This is a genomic window from Streptomyces sp. PsTaAH-124 (genome assembly GCF_000373685.1).
Classification (GTDB): Bacteria; Actinomycetota; Actinomycetes; order Streptomycetales; family Streptomycetaceae; genus Streptomyces; species Streptomyces andamanensis.
Map to the genome: position 1 here is coordinate 180050 of NZ_KB892169.1, position 16311 is coordinate 196360.

Below are 16311 nucleotides of genomic sequence, written 5' to 3' on the forward strand. Positions count from 1 at the left end.
GCGCCCTGACGGGTTCCTGAGCGAACGCACGAACAAGGCGTCGGCAGCCTGAGAGAACGGCCCCGGAGGATCTCCTCCGGGGCCGTTCTCGTGTGCACGGGCAGTGGCTGGCCGTACGGGTCTCCCCGCGCTCCCCGCGCCCCCGGGGGAGCGCGGGGAGCCCGCCCGGCTACGCCTTGCGCAGCCGGAACGTCAGGGACAGGCCCTCGTCGGTGAACGGGTCACCGTAGGCGCCGTCCGCCTCGCCCTGGGCGAAGTCCGTGGCCAGGACCTCGTCGGCGATGAGCCCCGCGTGCTCGGACAGGGCCGCGATGACCGCCGGGTCGGTGGAGGTCCAGCGCAGCGCGATCCGGTCCGCGACGTCCAGGCCGCTGTTCTTGCGCGCCTCCTGGATGAGCCGGATGGCGTCGCGCGCCAGGCCCGCCTGCCGCAGCTCCTCGGTCAGCTCCAGGTCGAGCGCCACGGTCGCGCCCGAGTCGGACGCCACCGACCAGCCCTCGCGCGGGGTCTCGGTGATGATCACCTCGTCCGGGGCCAGTGTGACGGTCTCGCCGTCGACCTCCACCGACGCCGTGCCCTCGCGCAGCGCCAGCGACAGCGCCGCCGCGTCGGCCGCGGCGACGGCCTTCGCCACGTCCTGGACGCGCTTGCCGAACCGCTTGCCCAGGGCGCGGAAGTTGGCCTTCGCGGTGGTGTCCACCAGTGACCCGCCGACCTCGCTGAGCGACGCCAGCGAGGAGACGTTGAGCTCCTCGGTGATCTGCGCGTGCAGCTCGCGGTCCAGGGTGTCGAAGCCCGCCGCCGCGACCAGCGCGCGCGAGAGCGGCTGGCGGGTCTTGACGCCCGACTCCGCGCGGGTGGCCCGGCCCAGCTCCACCAGCCGTCGCACCAGCACCATCTGCCGGGACAGCTCGGGGTCGATCGCGGACAGGTCGGCCTCGGGCCAGGAGGCCAGGTGCACCGACTCCGGGGCGTCCGGCGACACCGGCACCACCAGGTCCTGCCAGACCCGCTCGGTGATGAACGGGGTCAGCGGGGCCATCAGCCGGGTGACCGTCTCGACGACCTCGTGCAGCGTGCGCAGCGCGGCCTTGTCGCCCTGCCAGAAGCGGCGGCGCGAACGGCGGACGTACCAGTTGGACAGGTCGTCCACGAACGCGGAGAGCAGCTTTCCGGCACGCTGCGTGTCGTACGCCTCCAGGGCCTGTGTGACCTGGTCGGTCAGCGCGTGCAGCTCGCTGAGCAGCCAGCGGTCCAGCAGCGGGCGGTCGGCCGGGGCCGGATCCGCCGCGCTCGGCGCCCAGTTCGACGTACGGGCGTACAGCGCCTGGAAGGCGACCGTGTTCCAGTAGGTCAGCAGCGTCTTGCGCACCACCTCCTGGATGGTGCCGTGGCCGACCCGGCGGGCTGCCCAGGGCGAACCGCCGGCCGCCATGAACCAGCGCACCGCGTCCGCGCCGTGCTGGTCCATCAGCGGGATCGGCTGGAGGATGTTGCCCAGGTGCTTGGACATCTTGCGGCCGTCCTCGGCGAGGATGTGGCCCAGGCACACCACGTTCTCGTAGGACGACTTGTCGAACACCAGGGTGCCGATCGCCATCAGCGTGTAGAACCAGCCGCGGGTCTGGTCGATCGCCTCGGAGATGAACTGCGCCGGGTAGCGGCTCTCGAACAGCTCCTTGTTCTTGTACGGGTACCCCCACTGCGCGAACGGCATCGAACCCGAGTCGTACCAGGCGTCGATGACCTCGGGCACGCGCACGGCCGTCGCCCCGCAGCCCTCCTCGGGGCAGGCGAAGGTCACCTCGTCGATGAACGGGCGGTGCGGGTCCAGGCCCGACTGGTCGGTGCCGGTCAGCTCGGTCAGCTCCGCGCGGGAGCCGACGCAGGTGAGGTGGTCCTCGGCGCAGCGCCAGACGGGCAGCGGGGTGCCCCAGTAGCGGTTGCGGGACAGCGCCCAGTCGATGTTGTTGTTCAGCCAGTCGCCGAAGCGGCCGTGCTTGACGCTGTCCGGGTACCAGTTGGTCCGCTCGTTCTCCGCCAGCAGCCGGTCCTTCACGGCGGTGGTGCGGATGTACCAGGACGGCTGGGCGTAGTACAGCAGCGCGGTGTGGCAGCGCCAGCAGTGCGGGTAGCTGTGCTCGTAGGGCAGGTGCCGGAAGAGCAGGCCCCGCTCGCGCAGATCCTCGGTGAGCCGCTCGTCGGCCTTCTTGAAGAAGACACTGCCGACCAGCGGCAGGTCCTCCTCGAAGGTGCCGTCCGGGCGGACCGGGTTGACCACCGGCAGCCCGTAGGAGCGGCACACCCTGAGGTCGTCCTCACCGAAGGCGGGGGACTGGTGGACCAGACCCGTGCCGTCCTCGGTGGTGACGTACTCGGCGTTGACCACGTAGTGGGCGGGCTCGGGGAACTCGACCAGTTCGAAGGGGCGCCGGTAGGTCCAGCGCTCCATCTCGGCGCCGGTGAAGGACTCGCCGGTCCTCTCCCAGCCCTCGCCGAGCGCCTTGGCGACCAGCGGCTCGGCGACGACGACCTTCTCCTGGCCGTCCGTGGCGACCACATAGGTGACGTCCGGGTGGGCGGCGACGGCCGTGTTGGACACCAGGGTCCAGGGGGTCGTCGTCCACACCAGGAGCGCCGCCTGCCCGGCCAGCGGTCCGGAGGTGAGCGGGAAGCGCACGTACACGGACGGGTCGACGACCGTCTCGTAGCCCTGCGCCAGCTCGTGGTCGGACAGGCCGGTGCCGCAGCGCGGGCACCAGGGGGCGACCCGGTGGTCCTGCACCAGCAGGCCCTTGTCGAAGATCTGCTTCAGCGACCACCAGACCGACTCGATGTACTCGGGGTCCATGGTCCGGTAGGCGTCGTCCAGGTCGACCCAGTAGCCCATGCGCGTCGTCAGCTCGGCGAAGGCGTCGGTGTGCCGGGTCACGGACGCGCGGCAGCGGTCGTTGAACTCGGCGATGCCGTACGCCTCGATGTCCTGCTTGCCGGTGAAGCCCAGCTCCTTCTCCACCGCCAGCTCGACGGGCAGGCCGTGGCAGTCCCAGCCGGCCTTGCGGCCCACGTGGTAGCCGCGCATGGTGCGGAAGCGGGGGAAGACGTCCTTGAAGACGCGGGCCTCGATGTGGTGGGCGCCGGGCATGCCGTTGGCGGTGGGCGGGCCCTCGTAGAACACCCATTCGGGGCGGCCCGCGGACTGCTCCAGGCTCTTGGCGAAGATCTTCTGCTCGCGCCAGAAGTCGAGCACCGCGTGTTCGAGCGCGGGCAGGTCGACCTGGGCGGGCACCTGGCGGTACTGCGGCTGCGTATTCAACGAGCTTCCTCCGGCGGATGTGCTGCCTACCGTCGGAGGGACGAGAGCGTTCGTGCTTCCACGCCGTGCGGCGCGCTCCCGCGGTACCACCCTCCTTGGCCCTCCGGTGCGCCGTACGCTCCGGCGAGCCCCCTCATTGGGCTCGCGATGCCGGGTCTACTGGCCCCCGGGCTGCTCCCTGGGGTGTTCTTCCGGCGGCTCCGGGGTGATCTTCACGTCGCGCTCGCCCCCGGGCTCACACCGTCCCCGGGTCGCTCTGGGCTGCCTGCGCCGCTACTCGTCCCCATCCACGCTTCTCGCTCCGCCCAGTGTACGGCGCTCCGGGGACCGCGGCCGACCGGTTTTCGGCGCCCGGCGCCGGGCGCGGGGCGGGGGCGCGGGTGACCCGAACGGCGGCGGCGCCGCCCGCCGAGATCGTCCGACGTGCGTCTTGTCGGATTACCCGGCGGGGAGCTGGGCACAACGCTTGCATGCCGGGCGCGCGGTGCGCGCGAGGCGGGCGAATCGGGCGGCGTGCCCCGTTGCCGCGGGGCTTGAGTCGATTTATCGTCCCAGCACGATTCGCGAGCAAGATCACAATATATGAAGGGGCCGCGGCCATGGTGGCGAAGAAGACCGCCGAGCAGTCGGCGTCCGACGGGTCCCGGCACACCGGCGCGGACGGCCGGACGACCGGGTCCGCGCGGTCCACCGGAGCGGAAGGCGCCGCCCGCGAGAGGGCCACGGGCCGCGCGCAGGGCCGTACGAAGGCCCCGGCGGAGGGCGGCGCGGCCGGGGCGGGCCCGGCCGGGGATCCGGAACGGACCGCGGCCGCCGCACCCCGGCGCACTCCGGCGCGGAAGACCGCCCCCCACAAGACCCCCGCGCGCAAGGCCGCCCCGGCGAAGGAGTCCGCGCCGGACGACTCCCCGCCGAAGAGCGCCGCGCAGGGTGGGAGCGGTGCCGCTGTGGGCAGGAAGAGCTCGGGCAAGAAGGCGGGCGCGGCCGAGGCCGCGAAGCAGACGGGAGCCACGACGGTGGTTGCGAAGAAGACTCCTGGCAGGGCCGGCAGGACCGGCAGGGCCAGTACGGCCACGGCGGCCAAGACCGCGGTCCCCATGGCGCGCGTCGCCGCGGCGGTGGAGCCGGGCGACCTCGCGGTCCGCCCGGGTGAGGACCCGTGGACCGAGGAGGAGGTCGCCGAGGCCCGCGCGGAGCTGGAGTCCGAGATGGAGCGGCTGAGCACCGAGATCAGCTCGTCCGAGGCGTCCCTCGCGGGTCTGATGCGGGACTCCGGGGACGGCGCGGGCGACGACCAGGCGGACACCGGCACCAAGAACATCACGCGCGAGCACGAACTGGCGCTGGCCGCCAACGCGCGCGAGACGCTCACCCAGACCGAGCGCGCCCTCGACCGGCTGGACGCGGGCACCTACGGCGTGTGCGAGAACTGCGGCAACCCCATCGGGAAGGCCCGTATGCAGGCCTTCCCGCGGGCCACCCTGTGCGTGGAGTGCAAGCAGAAGCAGGAGCGCCGGTAGCCACCTGCGGTGAACGGGTGCCGGCGCCCTCCTGAGCGCGTCGGCCCCGCGGGACGTGCCGTAGTCTCGTCCTCAGTCAGGTACCTAGGTCGAGGGACTCACGTGGCAGAGGCGGAGCGCATCATCGGTACGCCGGACGAGACCCCGGACGCGGAGCGTCCCGGGGAGCAGCGGCGGCCCGACGCCGCGGCGGAGACGGCCGCACCAGCAGGGACGACGCCGGACGCGCCGGAGGCCGGCGGCAGCGCGCAGGAGGAGTCCGCCGCCGCGGACGGGCCGCCGCGGGGCAGGCGCCGCGTCGGCGTGCTGTTCGCGGTGGCCGCCGTGGCGTACGCCCTCGACCTCGTCAGCAAGATCCTCGTGGTGGCCAAGCTGGAGCACCACGCCCCGGTGAAGATCATCGGGGACTGGCTCCAGTTCCAGATGATCCGCAACTCCGGTGCCGCCTTCAGCTTCGGCGAGGCGTACACGGTGATCTTCACGGTCATCGCCGCCTCCGTGATCGTGGTGATCGTCCGGCTGGCCCGCAAGCTGTACAGCCTGCCCTGGGCGTTCGCGCTCGGCCTGCTGTTCGGCGGCGCACTGGGCAACCTCACCGACCGGATCTTCCGCTCGCCGGGGGTCTTCAAGGGCGCGGTCGTCGACTTCATCTCGCCCAAGCACTTCGCCGTCTTCAACCTCGCCGACTCGGCGATCGTCTGCGGCGGCATCCTGATCGTGCTGCTCTCCTTCGGCGGCCGGGACCCGGACGGCACCATCCACAAGGACTGAGGCGCGCACCGGCGCGTACGGGAGTGTCCGGCCCGTCCGGCATACTCGACGGGTGAGCACCCTTCCCGAGATCCGTACCCTGCCCGTGCCCGACGGCCTGGAGGGCGAGCGTGTCGACGCCGCCATCTCCCGCATGTTCGGCTTCTCCCGTACGAAGGCGGCCGAGCTGGCCGCGGCGGGCAAGGTGCTGGTCGACGGCACGGCGGTCGGCAAGTCCGAGCGGGTGAGCGGCGGCGCCTGGCTGGAGGTCGAGATGCCGCAGGCCCCCGCGCCCGTGCAGATCGTCGCCGAGCCCGTGGAGGGCATGGAGATCGTCCACGACGACGACGACGTCGTCGTGATCGTCAAGCCGGTCGGCGTCGCGGCGCACCCCAGCCCCGGCTGGACCGGCCCCACGGTCATCGGCGGGCTCGCCGCCGCCGGGTACCGCATCTCGACCTCGGGCGCCGCCGAGCGCCAGGGCATCGTGCACCGCCTGGACGTCGGCACCTCCGGCCTGATGGTGGTCGCCAAGTCCGAGTACGCGTACACCTCGCTCAAGCGCCAGTTCAAGGAGCGCACGGTCGACAAGCGCTACCACACCCTGGTCCAGGGCCACCCCGACCCGACCAGCGGCACCATCGACGCCCCCATCGGACGCCACCCGAACCACGACTACAAGTGGGCCGTCACCGCCGAGGGCAAGCCGTCCGTCACGCACTACGACCTCATCGAGGCCTTCCGCGCCGCCTCCCTGCTCGACGTGAAGCTGGAGACCGGCCGCACCCACCAGATCCGCGTCCACATGGCCGCCCACCGCCACCCCTGCGTCGGCGACCTCACCTACGGCGCCGACCCCACCCTGGCCAAGCGGCTGAAGCTGACCCGGCAGTGGCTGCACGCGGTGCGGCTCGGCTTCGAGCACCCCGGCGACGGCCACTGGGCGGAGTTCGCCAGCGACTACCCGGCCGACCTCCAGCAGGCCCTGGACCAGGTCCGCGAGGAGACCTACGCGTGACCCGGACCGCGTACCGGACCCGGGTGGCCGCCGGCGCCGCCGACCGCGAGGCGTGCTTCGCGGTGCGCAAGGAGGTCTTCGTCACCGAGCAGGGCGTCCCCGAGGACCTGGAGTACGACGAGCTGGACGCGGTGGCGGTGCATGTGCTCGCCGTCCGCGACGACGGCACCCCGCTCGGCACCGGACGGCTGCTGCACGGCGCCGCGGCGGCCGGCCGCACCGGCGGCGACCCGGCCGTCGGCTCGCTGGGCCGCCTCGCCGTCACCGCCGCCGCCCGGGGCCTCGGCGTCGGCGCGGCCCTGGTGCGCGCCCTGGAGGACGCGGCCCGCGCGCACGGCCTGACCGCCATGGACCTGCACGCGCAGACCCACGCCCTCGGCTTCTACGAGCGGCTGGGCTACACGGCCCACGGCCCCGAATTCCCGGACGCCGGCATTCCGCACCGGGCCATGCGGCGCACCCTGTAGCCGCGGCCAGGCGGTTCCCAGCAGGCCGACGCGGCGGACGGCATGGCACGCTGGAGGCTGCCGTGTGACCGTCCGACCCCCGGAGCGCCGAGCGTGGATCAGCTGGCCCTGTTGTTCGTCGTCCTGCTCGGGGCCGTGATCAGTGTCCCCGTCGGAGACCGGCTCGGGCTGCCCGCCCCGGTGCTCATGACGCTCCTCGGGATCGTCCTGGCGGTCCTGAACTTCGTGCCGAACATCGACATCCCGCCCGAGCTGATCCTGCCCGCGCTGCTGCCGCCGCTGCTCTACGCCGCCGTACGGCGCACCTCCTGGCGGCAGTTCGCGGCGAACAGACGTCCGATCTTCCTGCTGGCCGTGGCCCTGGTGTTCGTCACCACCCTGTGCGTCGCGGTGGTCGCCCACACCATCGTGCCGGGGCTGCCGCTGGCCGCCGCGGTGGCGCTCGGCGCGCTGGTCGCGCCGCCCGACCCGGTCGCGGCGACCGCGGTGGCCGGACAGCTCGGGCTGCCCCGCCGCCTGGTGTCGATCCTGGAGGGCGAGGGCCTGTTCAACGACGTCACCGCCATCGTGCTCTACCACGTCGCGATCGCCGCCGCCGTCAGCGGCGAGTTCTCCGCCTGGCAGGCCGGACTCGACCTGGTGCTGTCCGCGGTGGTCGCCGTGATCATCGGCGTGGCCCTCGGCTGGGGCGCCAACAAACTGCTCGACCTGCTGGGGGACGCCACCCTCCAGATCGGCCTGACGCTCCTGGTGCCGTACGCCTCCTACGTGCTGGCCGAGGAACTGCACGGCTCCGGCGTCCTCGCCGTGCTCACCACCGCGCTGTTCCTGGCCGAGTACGCCTACGGGGCCGACGACGTGATGAGCCGGCTGGCCGGACACACCGTCTGGGACGTCGTCGACACCCTCGTCACCGGAGTCGCCTTCGGACTGATCGGCCTGGAACTGCACAACGCGATCCGCACCGCGTCCGGCCGCTGGCTGGAACTGCTCGGCTGGGCCGGGGTGGTCGTGGGCGTCGTGATCCTGGTCCGGCTGCTGTGGCTGCTGCCCGCGACCTGGCTCACCCAGCGCCTGCACGCCCGGCGGGACTACGACGAGGACATCCCGACGAGCTGGCGGGAGACCGTCGTCATGTGGTGGGCGGGGATGCGAGGGGTGGCCTCGGTGGCGCTGGCCCTGGCCATCCCGCTCAAGACGGACAGCGGCGCGCCCTTCCCCGACCGCGACGAGATCGTCTTCATCGCCTTCGGCGTGATCATGGTGACGCTCGTGCTCCAGGGGCTCACCCTGCCGTGGCTGGTCAAGCGGCTCGGGGTGCGCGCCGACACCGAGCGCGAGAAGGAGTTCGAGAAGGAACTGGCGGTGCGGGCGGCGCGCGCGGCCAAGCGGCGGCTGAAGGAGATCGAGTCGGTCGAGGACCTGCCCGACGAGGTCTCCGAGCAGATGCTGCGGCGCGCCTTCGAGATCGGCCTGCGGATCAACCCGCAGATCGGCGACGAGGAGCGCCGCGAGGCCCAGGAGCACCGGGTGCGCAGGATCAAGCGGCTGCGCAGGATCCAGGCCGAGATGCTGAGCGCCGCCCGGCACGAGGTGCTCGCCGCCCGCAGCGAGCCGGGCGCCGACCCGGAGATCGTGGACCGGGTGCTGCGCCACCTCGACGTGCGCAGCCTGCGCTGACCCGTCGGCGGCCGGGCAGGTCCTAGTCTCGGTGGCATGACACGCAACGTAGTGATCAGCGGTGGTGGTACGGGCATCGGGCTGGCCGCGGCGCGGGCGTTCGCCGCCGACGGGGACCGCGTCCTGCTGCTCGGACGGCGCGAGCAGGTGCTGCGCGAGGCGCGGGTGCCGGGGGCGCTCGTCCGCGCGGCCGACCTCACGGACGTGGACGACGTACGGCAGGCCGCCCGCTTCGTGGCCGAGGAGATGGGCGCCGTGGACGTGCTCGTGCACAGCGCGGGCGGCTCCGGACTGCTGGAGCAGCGGCCGGAGCGGGCCGACCCGCTGGAGCGGATCGCCGACGACTGGTCGCTCAACTTCCGGCTCAACACGCTGACCGCCGTGCTGCTCACCGAGGCCCTCAGGCACCGGCTGGCCGAGCCCGGCGGACGGGTGCTGTTCCTCAGCTCCATCGCCGCCTACCGGGGCTCGGGCAGCGGTGCCTACGGCGCGGCCAAGGCGGCCCTGCACCCCTACGCCCACGATCTGGCCCGTCAGTTGGGCCCGCACGGCATCACGGTGAACGTGGTCGCCCCCGGCTACATCGAGGACACCGGCTTCTTCGGCGACGCGATGGACGACGAGCGCCGCGCCCGGCTCGTCGGCGAGACCTCGACCGGCCGCGCCGGCACCCCCGGCGATGTCGCCGCCACCCTGCACTGGCTGGCCTCCCCGGCCGCCGCGCACGTCACCTCGCAGATCGTCCAGGTCAACGGCGGCGCCGAGCGCGGCCACTGAACGCCCGGCGGCCCCGTCAGCCGCGCCCGGCGCGGGACGCGTCCAGGCCGGTGCGCGTCCCGTCCGGACCGGCGACGGGCACTGCCCGGTCCCCGTGCCCGTCCCCGGCGGCGCGGTCCCGCGGCGGCACCGCCTCGCCCGTGTTGACGCGGGGCAGCGCGTACGGGTGCTCCTCGCACAGCCACCGGAGCATCTGCTCGCGCACCGCGACCCGTACCGTCCAGATGTCGTCGGCGTCCTTCGCCGTCACCAGCGCCCGCACCTGGACGGTGGTGGGCGTGGTGTCCGTGATCTGCACGTTGCAGGCGCGGCCGTCCCAGGCCGGGCAGGTGCGCAGGATGTCGCGCAGCTTGTCGCGCATCGCCTCCAGGGGCGCGGAGTGGTCGAGGTGCCAGAACACGGTGCCGGTCATCTGCGGGGTGCCGCGCGACCAGTTCTCGAACGGGTTGGACGTGAAGTAGGAGACCGGCATGGTGATCCGGCGCTCGTCCCAGGTCCGTACGGTCAGGAAGGTCAGCGTGATCTCGTCGACGGTGCCCCACTCGCCGTTGACGACGACGGTGTCGCCGATGCGCACCATGTCGCCGAAGGCGATCTGGAGCCCGGCGAACATGTTGCTCAGCGTGGACTGCGCGGCGACACCGGCGACGATGCCGAGGATCCCGGCCGAGGCCAGCAGCGAGGCACCGGCCGCGCGCATCGCCGGGAAGGTCAGCAGCATCGAGGCGGCGGCCACCACGATGACGACCGCGGTGACCACCCGCATGATCAGCTCGACCTGGGTGCGCACCCGGCGCACCCGGGCCGGGTCCCGCTGGGCGCGGGAGCTGGCGTAGCGGGAGTACGAGGTCTCGACGACGGCCGCCGCGATCCGGACGGCCAGCCAGGCGGCGGACCCGATCAGCACCAGGGTCAGGGTGCGGCCGATGCCGCCCCGGTGCTCCTGGAGGAGTTCGGCGCGGTCGTAGGAGCCTCTGAGCAGGGCGGAGCACAGGACGAGCTGGTAGGGCACGCGGGCCCGGCGCAGCAGTCCCCACAGCGGTGTCTCGTGGTGCCGTTCGTCGGCCTTGCGCAGCAGCAGGTCGGTGGCCCAGCCGATGAGCAGGGTGAGGACGACCGAGCCGCCGATCACGGTCAGCGGGCGGAGTGCGTCTTCCATGCCTGCGAACGTAACCGGGGGCGGCCGGGGACGAACATGTGTCTTCCGGCGGTTCGTGGGTAGGGCCGGGCCCGTGTGGCGAGGCCCACGCAGGACGTTCACATCCGGGCGGGTGCGCTCGGGCGTTGTCGTACCCGGCTGGCACCATGGCCTCATGAACATCATGCTCTTCCACTCGACCTACGGCCTCACCCCCGCGGTGCGGCAGGCCGCCGACCGGCTGCGCGCCGCCGGGCACGAGGTGTGGACGCCCGATCTCTTCGCGGGCCGTACGTTCGACTCGGTCGAGGAGGGCATGGCCTTCAAGGACGAGACCGGCAAGGACGAGCTGCTCAGACGGGCCGTGCTGGCCGCCGCCCCCTACTCGGAACGCGGCCTGGTCTACGCCGGGTTCTCCTTCGGCGCCTCCGTCGCGCAGACCCTCGCCCTCGGCGACGACAAGGCCCGCGGCCTGCTGCTCCTGCACGGCACGTCCGACATCGCGCCGGGCGCCCGGGCCGACGAGCTGCCCGTCCAGCTGCATGTGGCCGAGCCGGACCCGTTCGAGACGGACGACTGGCTGAGCGCCTGGTACCTCCAGATGGGCCGCACCGGCGCCGACGTCGAGATCTACCGGTACGCCGGGGCCGGTCACCTCTACACCGACCCGGACCTGCCGGACTACGACGCGGAGGCCGCCGAGGCCACCTGGCGGGTGGCGCTCGGCTTCCTCGACAGCATCGGCTGAGCCCGCGCCGGACAGGTCCGGCTAGACGGGGTCGTAGGTCCGCTCGATCTTCTGCGTGCCGCTGCGGGTGCGGTACGAGCGGGCCCAGGAGGAGGTCGCGTCCGCCCGGGTGCGGTCGGAGACGACGTAGTAGTCCATCTGCGCGCGCTCGGCGGTGATGTCCAGGACGCCGTAGCCGTGGCGGTCGGTGTCGACCCAGTGGACGTGCCGGTTGGCGGCCCGGATCACCGGCGCGGCCAGCGCCGAGACGGTGCCCTCGGGGACCTTGACCATGTCGTCGAGGTTGTCGGAGGTCAGCGAGGTGACCACGAACTCGGTCGCGGCCGAGGGAGACAGCGGATAGGTCCCGGCGTCCACCGGCACGTCGTTGGCCCACGCCATGTGGATGTCCCCGGTCAGGAAGACGGTGTTGCGGATGGCGTTGCCCCGCAGATGGCCGAGGAGTTCGCGGCGGTCGTCGGTGTAGCCGTCCCACTGGTCGGTGTTGATCGCCAGGCCCTCCTGGGGCAGCCCCAGCAGCTTGGCGAGCGGCTTCAGCAGGTCCGCCGAGAGCGCGCCGACGACGAACGGGGAGATCATCACCGAGTTGCCGACCAGCCGCCAGGTGGTGTCCGAGGCCGTCAGACCCGCCTTGAGCCAGTCCAGTTGGGCGCGGCCGGTGAGGGTGCGGCCGGGGTCGTCGACCGATCCCGAGCCGGTGGACGCCTGCTGCGAGCGGAAGGAGCGCAGGTCGAGCAGGGACAGATCGGCGAGCCTGCCGAAGCGCAGCCGCCGGTAGGTGGTGCCCGCGATCGCCGGGCGCACCGGCATCCACTCGAAGTAGGCGCGCTTGGCGGCTGCCTGGCGGTCGCTCCAGGCGCCCTCGGCGCCCTCGGTGTGGTTGACCGCGCCGCCCGACCAGGCGTTGTCGGCGAACTCGTGGTCGTCCCAGATCGCGATGACCGGCGCGCGGTGGTGCAGCGCCTGGAGGTCGGGGTCGGTCTTGTAGCGGGCGTGCCGGATCCGGTAGTCGGCGAGCGTGAGGATCTCGTGCGCCGGTTCGTGCGGGCGCACGACCGTGCCCCGGGCCGCGTACTCGCCCGACTTGTACTCGTAGATGTAGTCGCCCAGGTGCAGCCAGGCGTCCAGGTCGCCGCGGTCGGCGAGGTGGCGGTAGGCGGCGAAGCGGCCGGCCTCCCAGTTGGCGCAGGAGACCACGCCGAAGCGCAGGCCGGTCACGGCGGCGTCGTGGGCGGGCGCGGTCCGGGTGCGGGCCACGGGCGAGTCGGTGCCGCCGGCCGAGAAGCGGAACCAGTAGTCGGTGGCGGGCCGCAGGCCGCGGATGTCGGCCTTGACGGTGTGGTCCGAGGCCGCGCTCGCGACGGTGGAGCCGCGGGCGACGACGGTGGTGAACGCCCGGTCGGTGGCGACCACCCAGCTCACCTCGGTGTCGGGCCCGGCACCGGAACCCGGCAGCGCCTCCGGGACCGGGGTCACCCGGGTCCACAGCAGGACGCCGTCGGGCAGAGGGTCGCCGGAGGCCACCCCGTGCAGGAAGGCGGGCGCGGCGGTCGCGGCGCGCGCGGGCAGCGCGGCGGCGAGCGGCGCGGCCAGGGCGGCACCGGCCGCGGCGGCCTTGACGACCGTACGGCGGCGCGGGCCCGGCGCGGGGCCGTCGGCGCGAGGAGGGGTCTGGGCAGGGTCGGACGCTCTGTGTCGGCTGGTCACGGCCGATCACATTACTGACCGGTACGCGCAAAGAGCGGGCGAACGGGGAAAGTTCGCCCGCTCTTCAACGGGGATTGGCGCAGGGCCGTGCGAACCGGGACGGATCCGGCGCGCACCGCCCCGGCCGGGTCAGCCCTTCAGCGCGGCGCCGACCACCGAGTCGAAGTCCTCCACCGTCATCGGCGCGTTGTCCGAGCCGGGGGTGGTGAGCTTCTTGCCGTTCATGACCAGGCTCGGGGTGCCCTTCACGTCGTCCTTGTTGTCGTCGAAGGACTTCGACATGGCCATGGCCCAGGCGTCGTAGGTGCCGTTCTTCACGGCGGTCTGGAACTTGGCGTTGCCCTTGAGCGCCGAGACGGTGTCGGCGATCTGGATGAGGTACGAGTCGTTCTTGAGCTTGTCGTCGTTCTCGTCCGGGTGCCACTTGGCGGAGTAGAGCGCCGTCTTGTACTCCAGGAACGCCTCGGGGCTGACGTTGAGCGCGGCACCGAGGGCGCTCAGCGCGTTCTTGGAGCCCTCGCCCTGGTCGTGGTCGTCGAGGAAGGTGCCCGAGATGAACTGCATCTTGAACTTGCCGTCGTCGATGTCCTTCTTCAGGGTCGCGCCGACGGTCTGCTCGAACTGCGCGCAGACCGGGCAGCGCGGGTCCTCGTAGACCTTGAGGGTCTTGGCGGCGGTGCTCTTGCCGAAGACGACCGTCGTGCCGTCCTTGCCCGAGGTGTTGGCGGGCGCGACGACCTTCTCGTCCTTCACGGCCTCCCAGTGGCCGGGCTTGTTGGCCTGGACGACGGCGTAGCCGATGCCGCCCGCCGCGGCCAGCACCGCGACGACCGAGACGCCGACGATGACCTGCCGCCTGACCTTGGCCCGCTTCGCCTCGCGCTCGCGCTCGACGCGCAGCCGCTCCCGGGCCGCCGTCTTCGCCGACTGGCTGTTCCGCTTGCTCATGGTGGTGTTCTCCCTGTGGGCCGCGCAGCCTGGTGCGCGGACGTACGTGTGACGTGGTGGGGACCGGTCGGTCCGGACCGGCGCCGCCGCTCAGCCGAGGGCGGGGGCGTGCCGGTGGGCGCGGGCGGCCGGGCGCGGCGGACCGCGTCGTCCCAGGGAGTGGACGAGGAGGCGGGCGCGCAGGGTGGTGCGGTGCGGCGCGGGACGCGTCGGGCGCCGCACCGTGCCGCGCCGGCGGACCGTGACCGCGGCGACCGCGAGCAGCAGCGGCCGGAAGGTGGTCGCGGCCATCGCGCGCACCAGCTGGGCCAGTGCCCGCTCGCCGCGGCGCAGCCAGCCCGCCGCGAGCAGGCCCACGGCGACATGCGCGGCCAGCAGCAGCCAGGCGGTCGCCGGGTCGGCGTGCGCGAGCAGCAGCGCGAGCCGGTCGGTGTCGGCGCCGGTCATCCGGGCCAGCGGCGTGCCGACATGGGTGTTGCTGCCGCACAGCACGTCCCAGCCGACCGAGCGCAGCGGACCGGCGAGCGGGCCGCCCGCGCTGCCGTAGCAGACCTGCTGGCCGGTGGTGAAGACGGTGTCGGCGGCCAGTTCCAGCGGGACCAGCAGGGCGGCGATCCGGCCGAAGCCGCGCTCGCGGCCCGCCAGGGCGTAGGCGAGGACGAACACGGCGCCCGCGACGGCGGCCACCGTGTTCAGCGGCAGCGGGACCTGGGACAGCAGGATGTGCGACGCGGTGCTGAGCGTCACGACCACAGCCGTGAACAGCGCCGCGCGCACGGCTCTGAGTCGGGTCCCGGATATGTCCATAGCAGAAGGAGAGTGTGGCACGTCCGCCGGTAAGGCGCCCCTAAAGGGTCCCTGTGAGCGTCCCTGTCGTCACAGACCCGGAATACGACCGTTGCGGAACAGGTCGACGAAGATCCGGTGGTCCTCGCGCGCGCGGGCCGCGTAGGTGTGCGCGAAGTCCGTCAGCATCGGGGCGAAGCCCTCCTCGTCGGCCGCGATGGCGGCGTCGATGGCCCGCTCGGTGGAGAACGGCACCAGGGACTCGCCGGACTGGTCGTCGGCCGCCGCGTGCATGGCGGCGGTGGCGCGGCCGAGGTCGGCGACGACCTGCGCGATCTCCTCCGGGTCGTCGATGTCGCCCCAGTCCAGGTCGACGGCGTACGGCGAGACTTCGGCGACGAGCTGCCCCGCGCCGTCCAGCTCGGTCCAGCCCAGCCACGGGTCGGCGTGCGCCTGGAGGGCGCGCTGGGAGATCACCGTGCGGTGGCCCTCGTGCGCGAAGTAGTCGCGGATCGCCCGGTCGGTCACATGCCGCGAGACGGCGGGGGTCTGGGCCTGCTTGATGTAGATCACGACGTCGTTCTCCAGGGCGTCGCTGTTGCCCTCCAGCAGGATGTTGTACGAGGGCAGCCCGGCCGAGCCGATGCCGATGCCCCGGCGCCCCACGACGTCCTTGACGCGGTAGGAGTCCGGGCGGGCCAGGGACGACTCCGGGAGGGTCTCCAGATAGCCGTCGAAGGCGGCGAGCACCTTGTAGCGGGTGGCCGCGTCCAGCTCGACGGAGCCGCCGCCGGGCGCGAAGCGGCGCTCGAAGTCGCGGATCTCGGTCATCGACTCCAGCAGGCCGAACCGGGTCAGCGAGCGGGCGTCGCGCAGCGCGTCCAGGAGCGGGCCCTCGGCGGTGTCCAGGGTGAAGGGCGGCACCTCGTCGCTCTTGGCGCCGGTGGCCAGGGCGTGCACCCGCTCGCGGTAGGCGTGCGCGTAGACGCTCACCAGTTCGGTGATCTGCCGGTCGCCGAGCGCCTTCGCGTACCCCACCAGGGCGACGGAGGCGGCGAAGCGCTTGACGTCCCAGGTGAACGGGCCGACGTAGGCCTCGTCGAAGTCGTTGACGTTGAAGATCAGCCGACCGTTCGAGTCCATGTACGTACCGAAGTTCTCCGCGTGCAGATCGCCGTGGATCCACACGCGCGAGGTGCGCTCGTCCAGATACGGTCCGGCGGCGGCCCGCGCGCCGTCGCCGCCGGGGCTCTGGGCGGCCAGGTCGTGGTAGAAGAGGCACGCCGTGCCCCGGTAGAACGCGAAGGCGGAGGCCGCCATCCTGCGGAACTTCACACGGAACGCGGCCGGGTCGGCGGCCAGCAGTTCGCCGAAGGCGGTGTCGAAGACGGAGAGGATCTCCTCGCCGCGCTGCTCGTCGCTGAGCTGGGGGACCGACATCGCGGGTGCCTCCTGG

The 16311-nt window shown here is 72.8% G+C and carries 13 protein-coding genes; 7 read left to right on the forward strand and 6 right to left on the reverse strand.

Features of this window, described 5'->3' with window-relative positions; genetic code table 11:
• Positions 1-169: 169 nt before the first annotated feature.
• Positions 170-3316, reverse strand: a complete 3147-nt coding sequence (gene ileS, locus B086_RS0116270; protein WP_199790759.1) for an isoleucine--tRNA ligase — start codon at positions 3314-3316, stop codon at positions 170-172.
• Positions 3317-3915: 599 nt separating this feature from the next.
• Between ileS and B086_RS0116275 the strand changes: the two genes are divergently transcribed.
• The 6 genes from B086_RS0116275 to B086_RS0116300 all read left to right on the forward strand — a co-directional run bounded on the left by B086_RS0116275 (position 3916) and on the right by B086_RS0116300 (position 9528).
• Positions 3916-4836, forward strand: coding sequence for a TraR/DksA family transcriptional regulator (locus tag B086_RS0116275; RefSeq protein ID WP_018567485.1), 921 nt, complete (start codon positions 3916-3918; stop codon positions 4834-4836).
• Between the two features lie 102 nt (positions 4837-4938).
• Positions 4939-5607, forward strand: a complete 669-nt coding sequence (lspA, locus tag B086_RS0116280; protein WP_018567486.1) for a signal peptidase II — start codon at positions 4939-4941, stop codon at positions 5605-5607.
• Between the two features lie 52 nt (positions 5608-5659).
• Positions 5660-6604 (forward strand): RluA family pseudouridine synthase, encoded by a 945-nt coding sequence (locus tag B086_RS0116285; RefSeq protein ID WP_018567487.1) that lies wholly within the window; start codon positions 5660-5662, stop codon positions 6602-6604.
• Positions 6601-7071 carry a GNAT family N-acetyltransferase gene (locus B086_RS0116290; RefSeq protein WP_018567488.1) on the forward strand — a complete coding sequence of 157 codons (471 nt, stop codon included), beginning with the start codon at positions 6601-6603 and terminating at the stop codon, positions 7069-7071. Before B086_RS0116285 ends, B086_RS0116290 begins: the two co-directional genes overlap by 4 nt.
• Positions 7072-7164: 93 nt before the next feature.
• Positions 7165-8751 (forward strand): Na+/H+ antiporter, encoded by a 1587-nt coding sequence (locus B086_RS0116295; protein WP_018567489.1) that lies wholly within the window; start codon positions 7165-7167, stop codon positions 8749-8751.
• A 36-nt stretch (positions 8752-8787) separates the two neighbouring features.
• Positions 8788-9528: an SDR family NAD(P)-dependent oxidoreductase gene (locus tag B086_RS0116300; RefSeq protein ID WP_026252488.1), complete on the forward strand. Its 741-nt coding sequence runs from the start codon at positions 8788-8790 to the stop codon at positions 9526-9528.
• Between the two features lie 16 nt (positions 9529-9544).
• Here the strand turns inward: B086_RS0116300 and B086_RS0116305 are convergent, their stop codons facing one another.
• Positions 9545-10687, reverse strand: a complete 1143-nt coding sequence (locus tag B086_RS0116305; protein ID WP_018567491.1) for a mechanosensitive ion channel family protein — start codon at positions 10685-10687, stop codon at positions 9545-9547.
• Between the two features lie 154 nt (positions 10688-10841).
• Between B086_RS0116305 and B086_RS0116310 the strand changes: the two genes are divergently transcribed.
• Positions 10842-11414, forward strand: a complete 573-nt coding sequence (locus B086_RS0116310; protein WP_026252489.1) for a dienelactone hydrolase family protein — start codon at positions 10842-10844, stop codon at positions 11412-11414.
• 21 nt (positions 11415-11435) lie between these two features.
• On the opposite strand, the gene B086_RS0116315 is transcribed toward B086_RS0116310, so the two are convergent.
• The 4 genes from B086_RS0116315 to B086_RS0116330 all read right to left on the reverse strand — a co-directional run bounded on the left by B086_RS0116315 (position 11436) and on the right by B086_RS0116330 (position 16295).
• Positions 11436-13121 (reverse strand): alkaline phosphatase D family protein, encoded by a 1686-nt coding sequence (locus B086_RS0116315; protein WP_018567493.1) that lies wholly within the window; start codon positions 13119-13121, stop codon positions 11436-11438.
• Positions 13122-13250: 129 nt separating this feature from the next.
• On the reverse strand, positions 13251-14069 hold the full coding sequence (locus tag B086_RS0116320) for a thioredoxin domain-containing protein (RefSeq protein ID WP_018567494.1): 819 nt from the start codon (positions 14067-14069) through the stop codon (positions 13251-13253).
• 90 nt (positions 14070-14159) lie between these two features.
• Positions 14160-14876 (reverse strand): hypothetical protein, encoded by a 717-nt coding sequence (locus B086_RS0116325; protein ID WP_026252490.1) that lies wholly within the window; start codon positions 14874-14876, stop codon positions 14160-14162.
• Between the two features lie 69 nt (positions 14877-14945).
• Positions 14946-16295, reverse strand: a complete 1350-nt coding sequence (locus B086_RS0116330; protein WP_018567496.1) for a DUF2252 domain-containing protein — start codon at positions 16293-16295, stop codon at positions 14946-14948.
• Positions 16296-16311: the final 16 nt, after the last annotated feature.

Bases quoted from the DNA above. Each gene is read 5' to 3' on its own strand.
- B086_RS0116275 (WP_018567485.1), top strand. From the start codon at position 3,916: ATGGTGGCGAAGAAGACCGCCGAGCAGTCGGCGTCCGACGGGTCCCGG.
- B086_RS0116305 (WP_018567491.1), bottom strand. From the start codon at position 10,687: ATGGAAGACGCACTCCGCCCGCTGACCGTGATCGGCGGCTCGGTCGTC.
- B086_RS0116300 (WP_026252488.1), top strand. From the start codon at position 8,788: ATGACACGCAACGTAGTGATCAGCGGTGGTGGTACGGGCATCGGGCTG.
- B086_RS0116320 (WP_018567494.1), bottom strand. From the start codon at position 14,069: ATGAGCAAGCGGAACAGCCAGTCGGCGAAGACGGCGGCCCGGGAGCGG.
- B086_RS0116330 (WP_018567496.1), bottom strand. From the start codon at position 16,295: ATGTCGGTCCCCCAGCTCAGCGACGAGCAGCGCGGCGAGGAGATCCTC.
- B086_RS0116310 (WP_026252489.1), top strand. From the start codon at position 10,842: ATGAACATCATGCTCTTCCACTCGACCTACGGCCTCACCCCCGCGGTG.
- B086_RS0116325 (WP_026252490.1), bottom strand. From the start codon at position 14,876: ATGGACATATCCGGGACCCGACTCAGAGCCGTGCGCGCGGCGCTGTTC.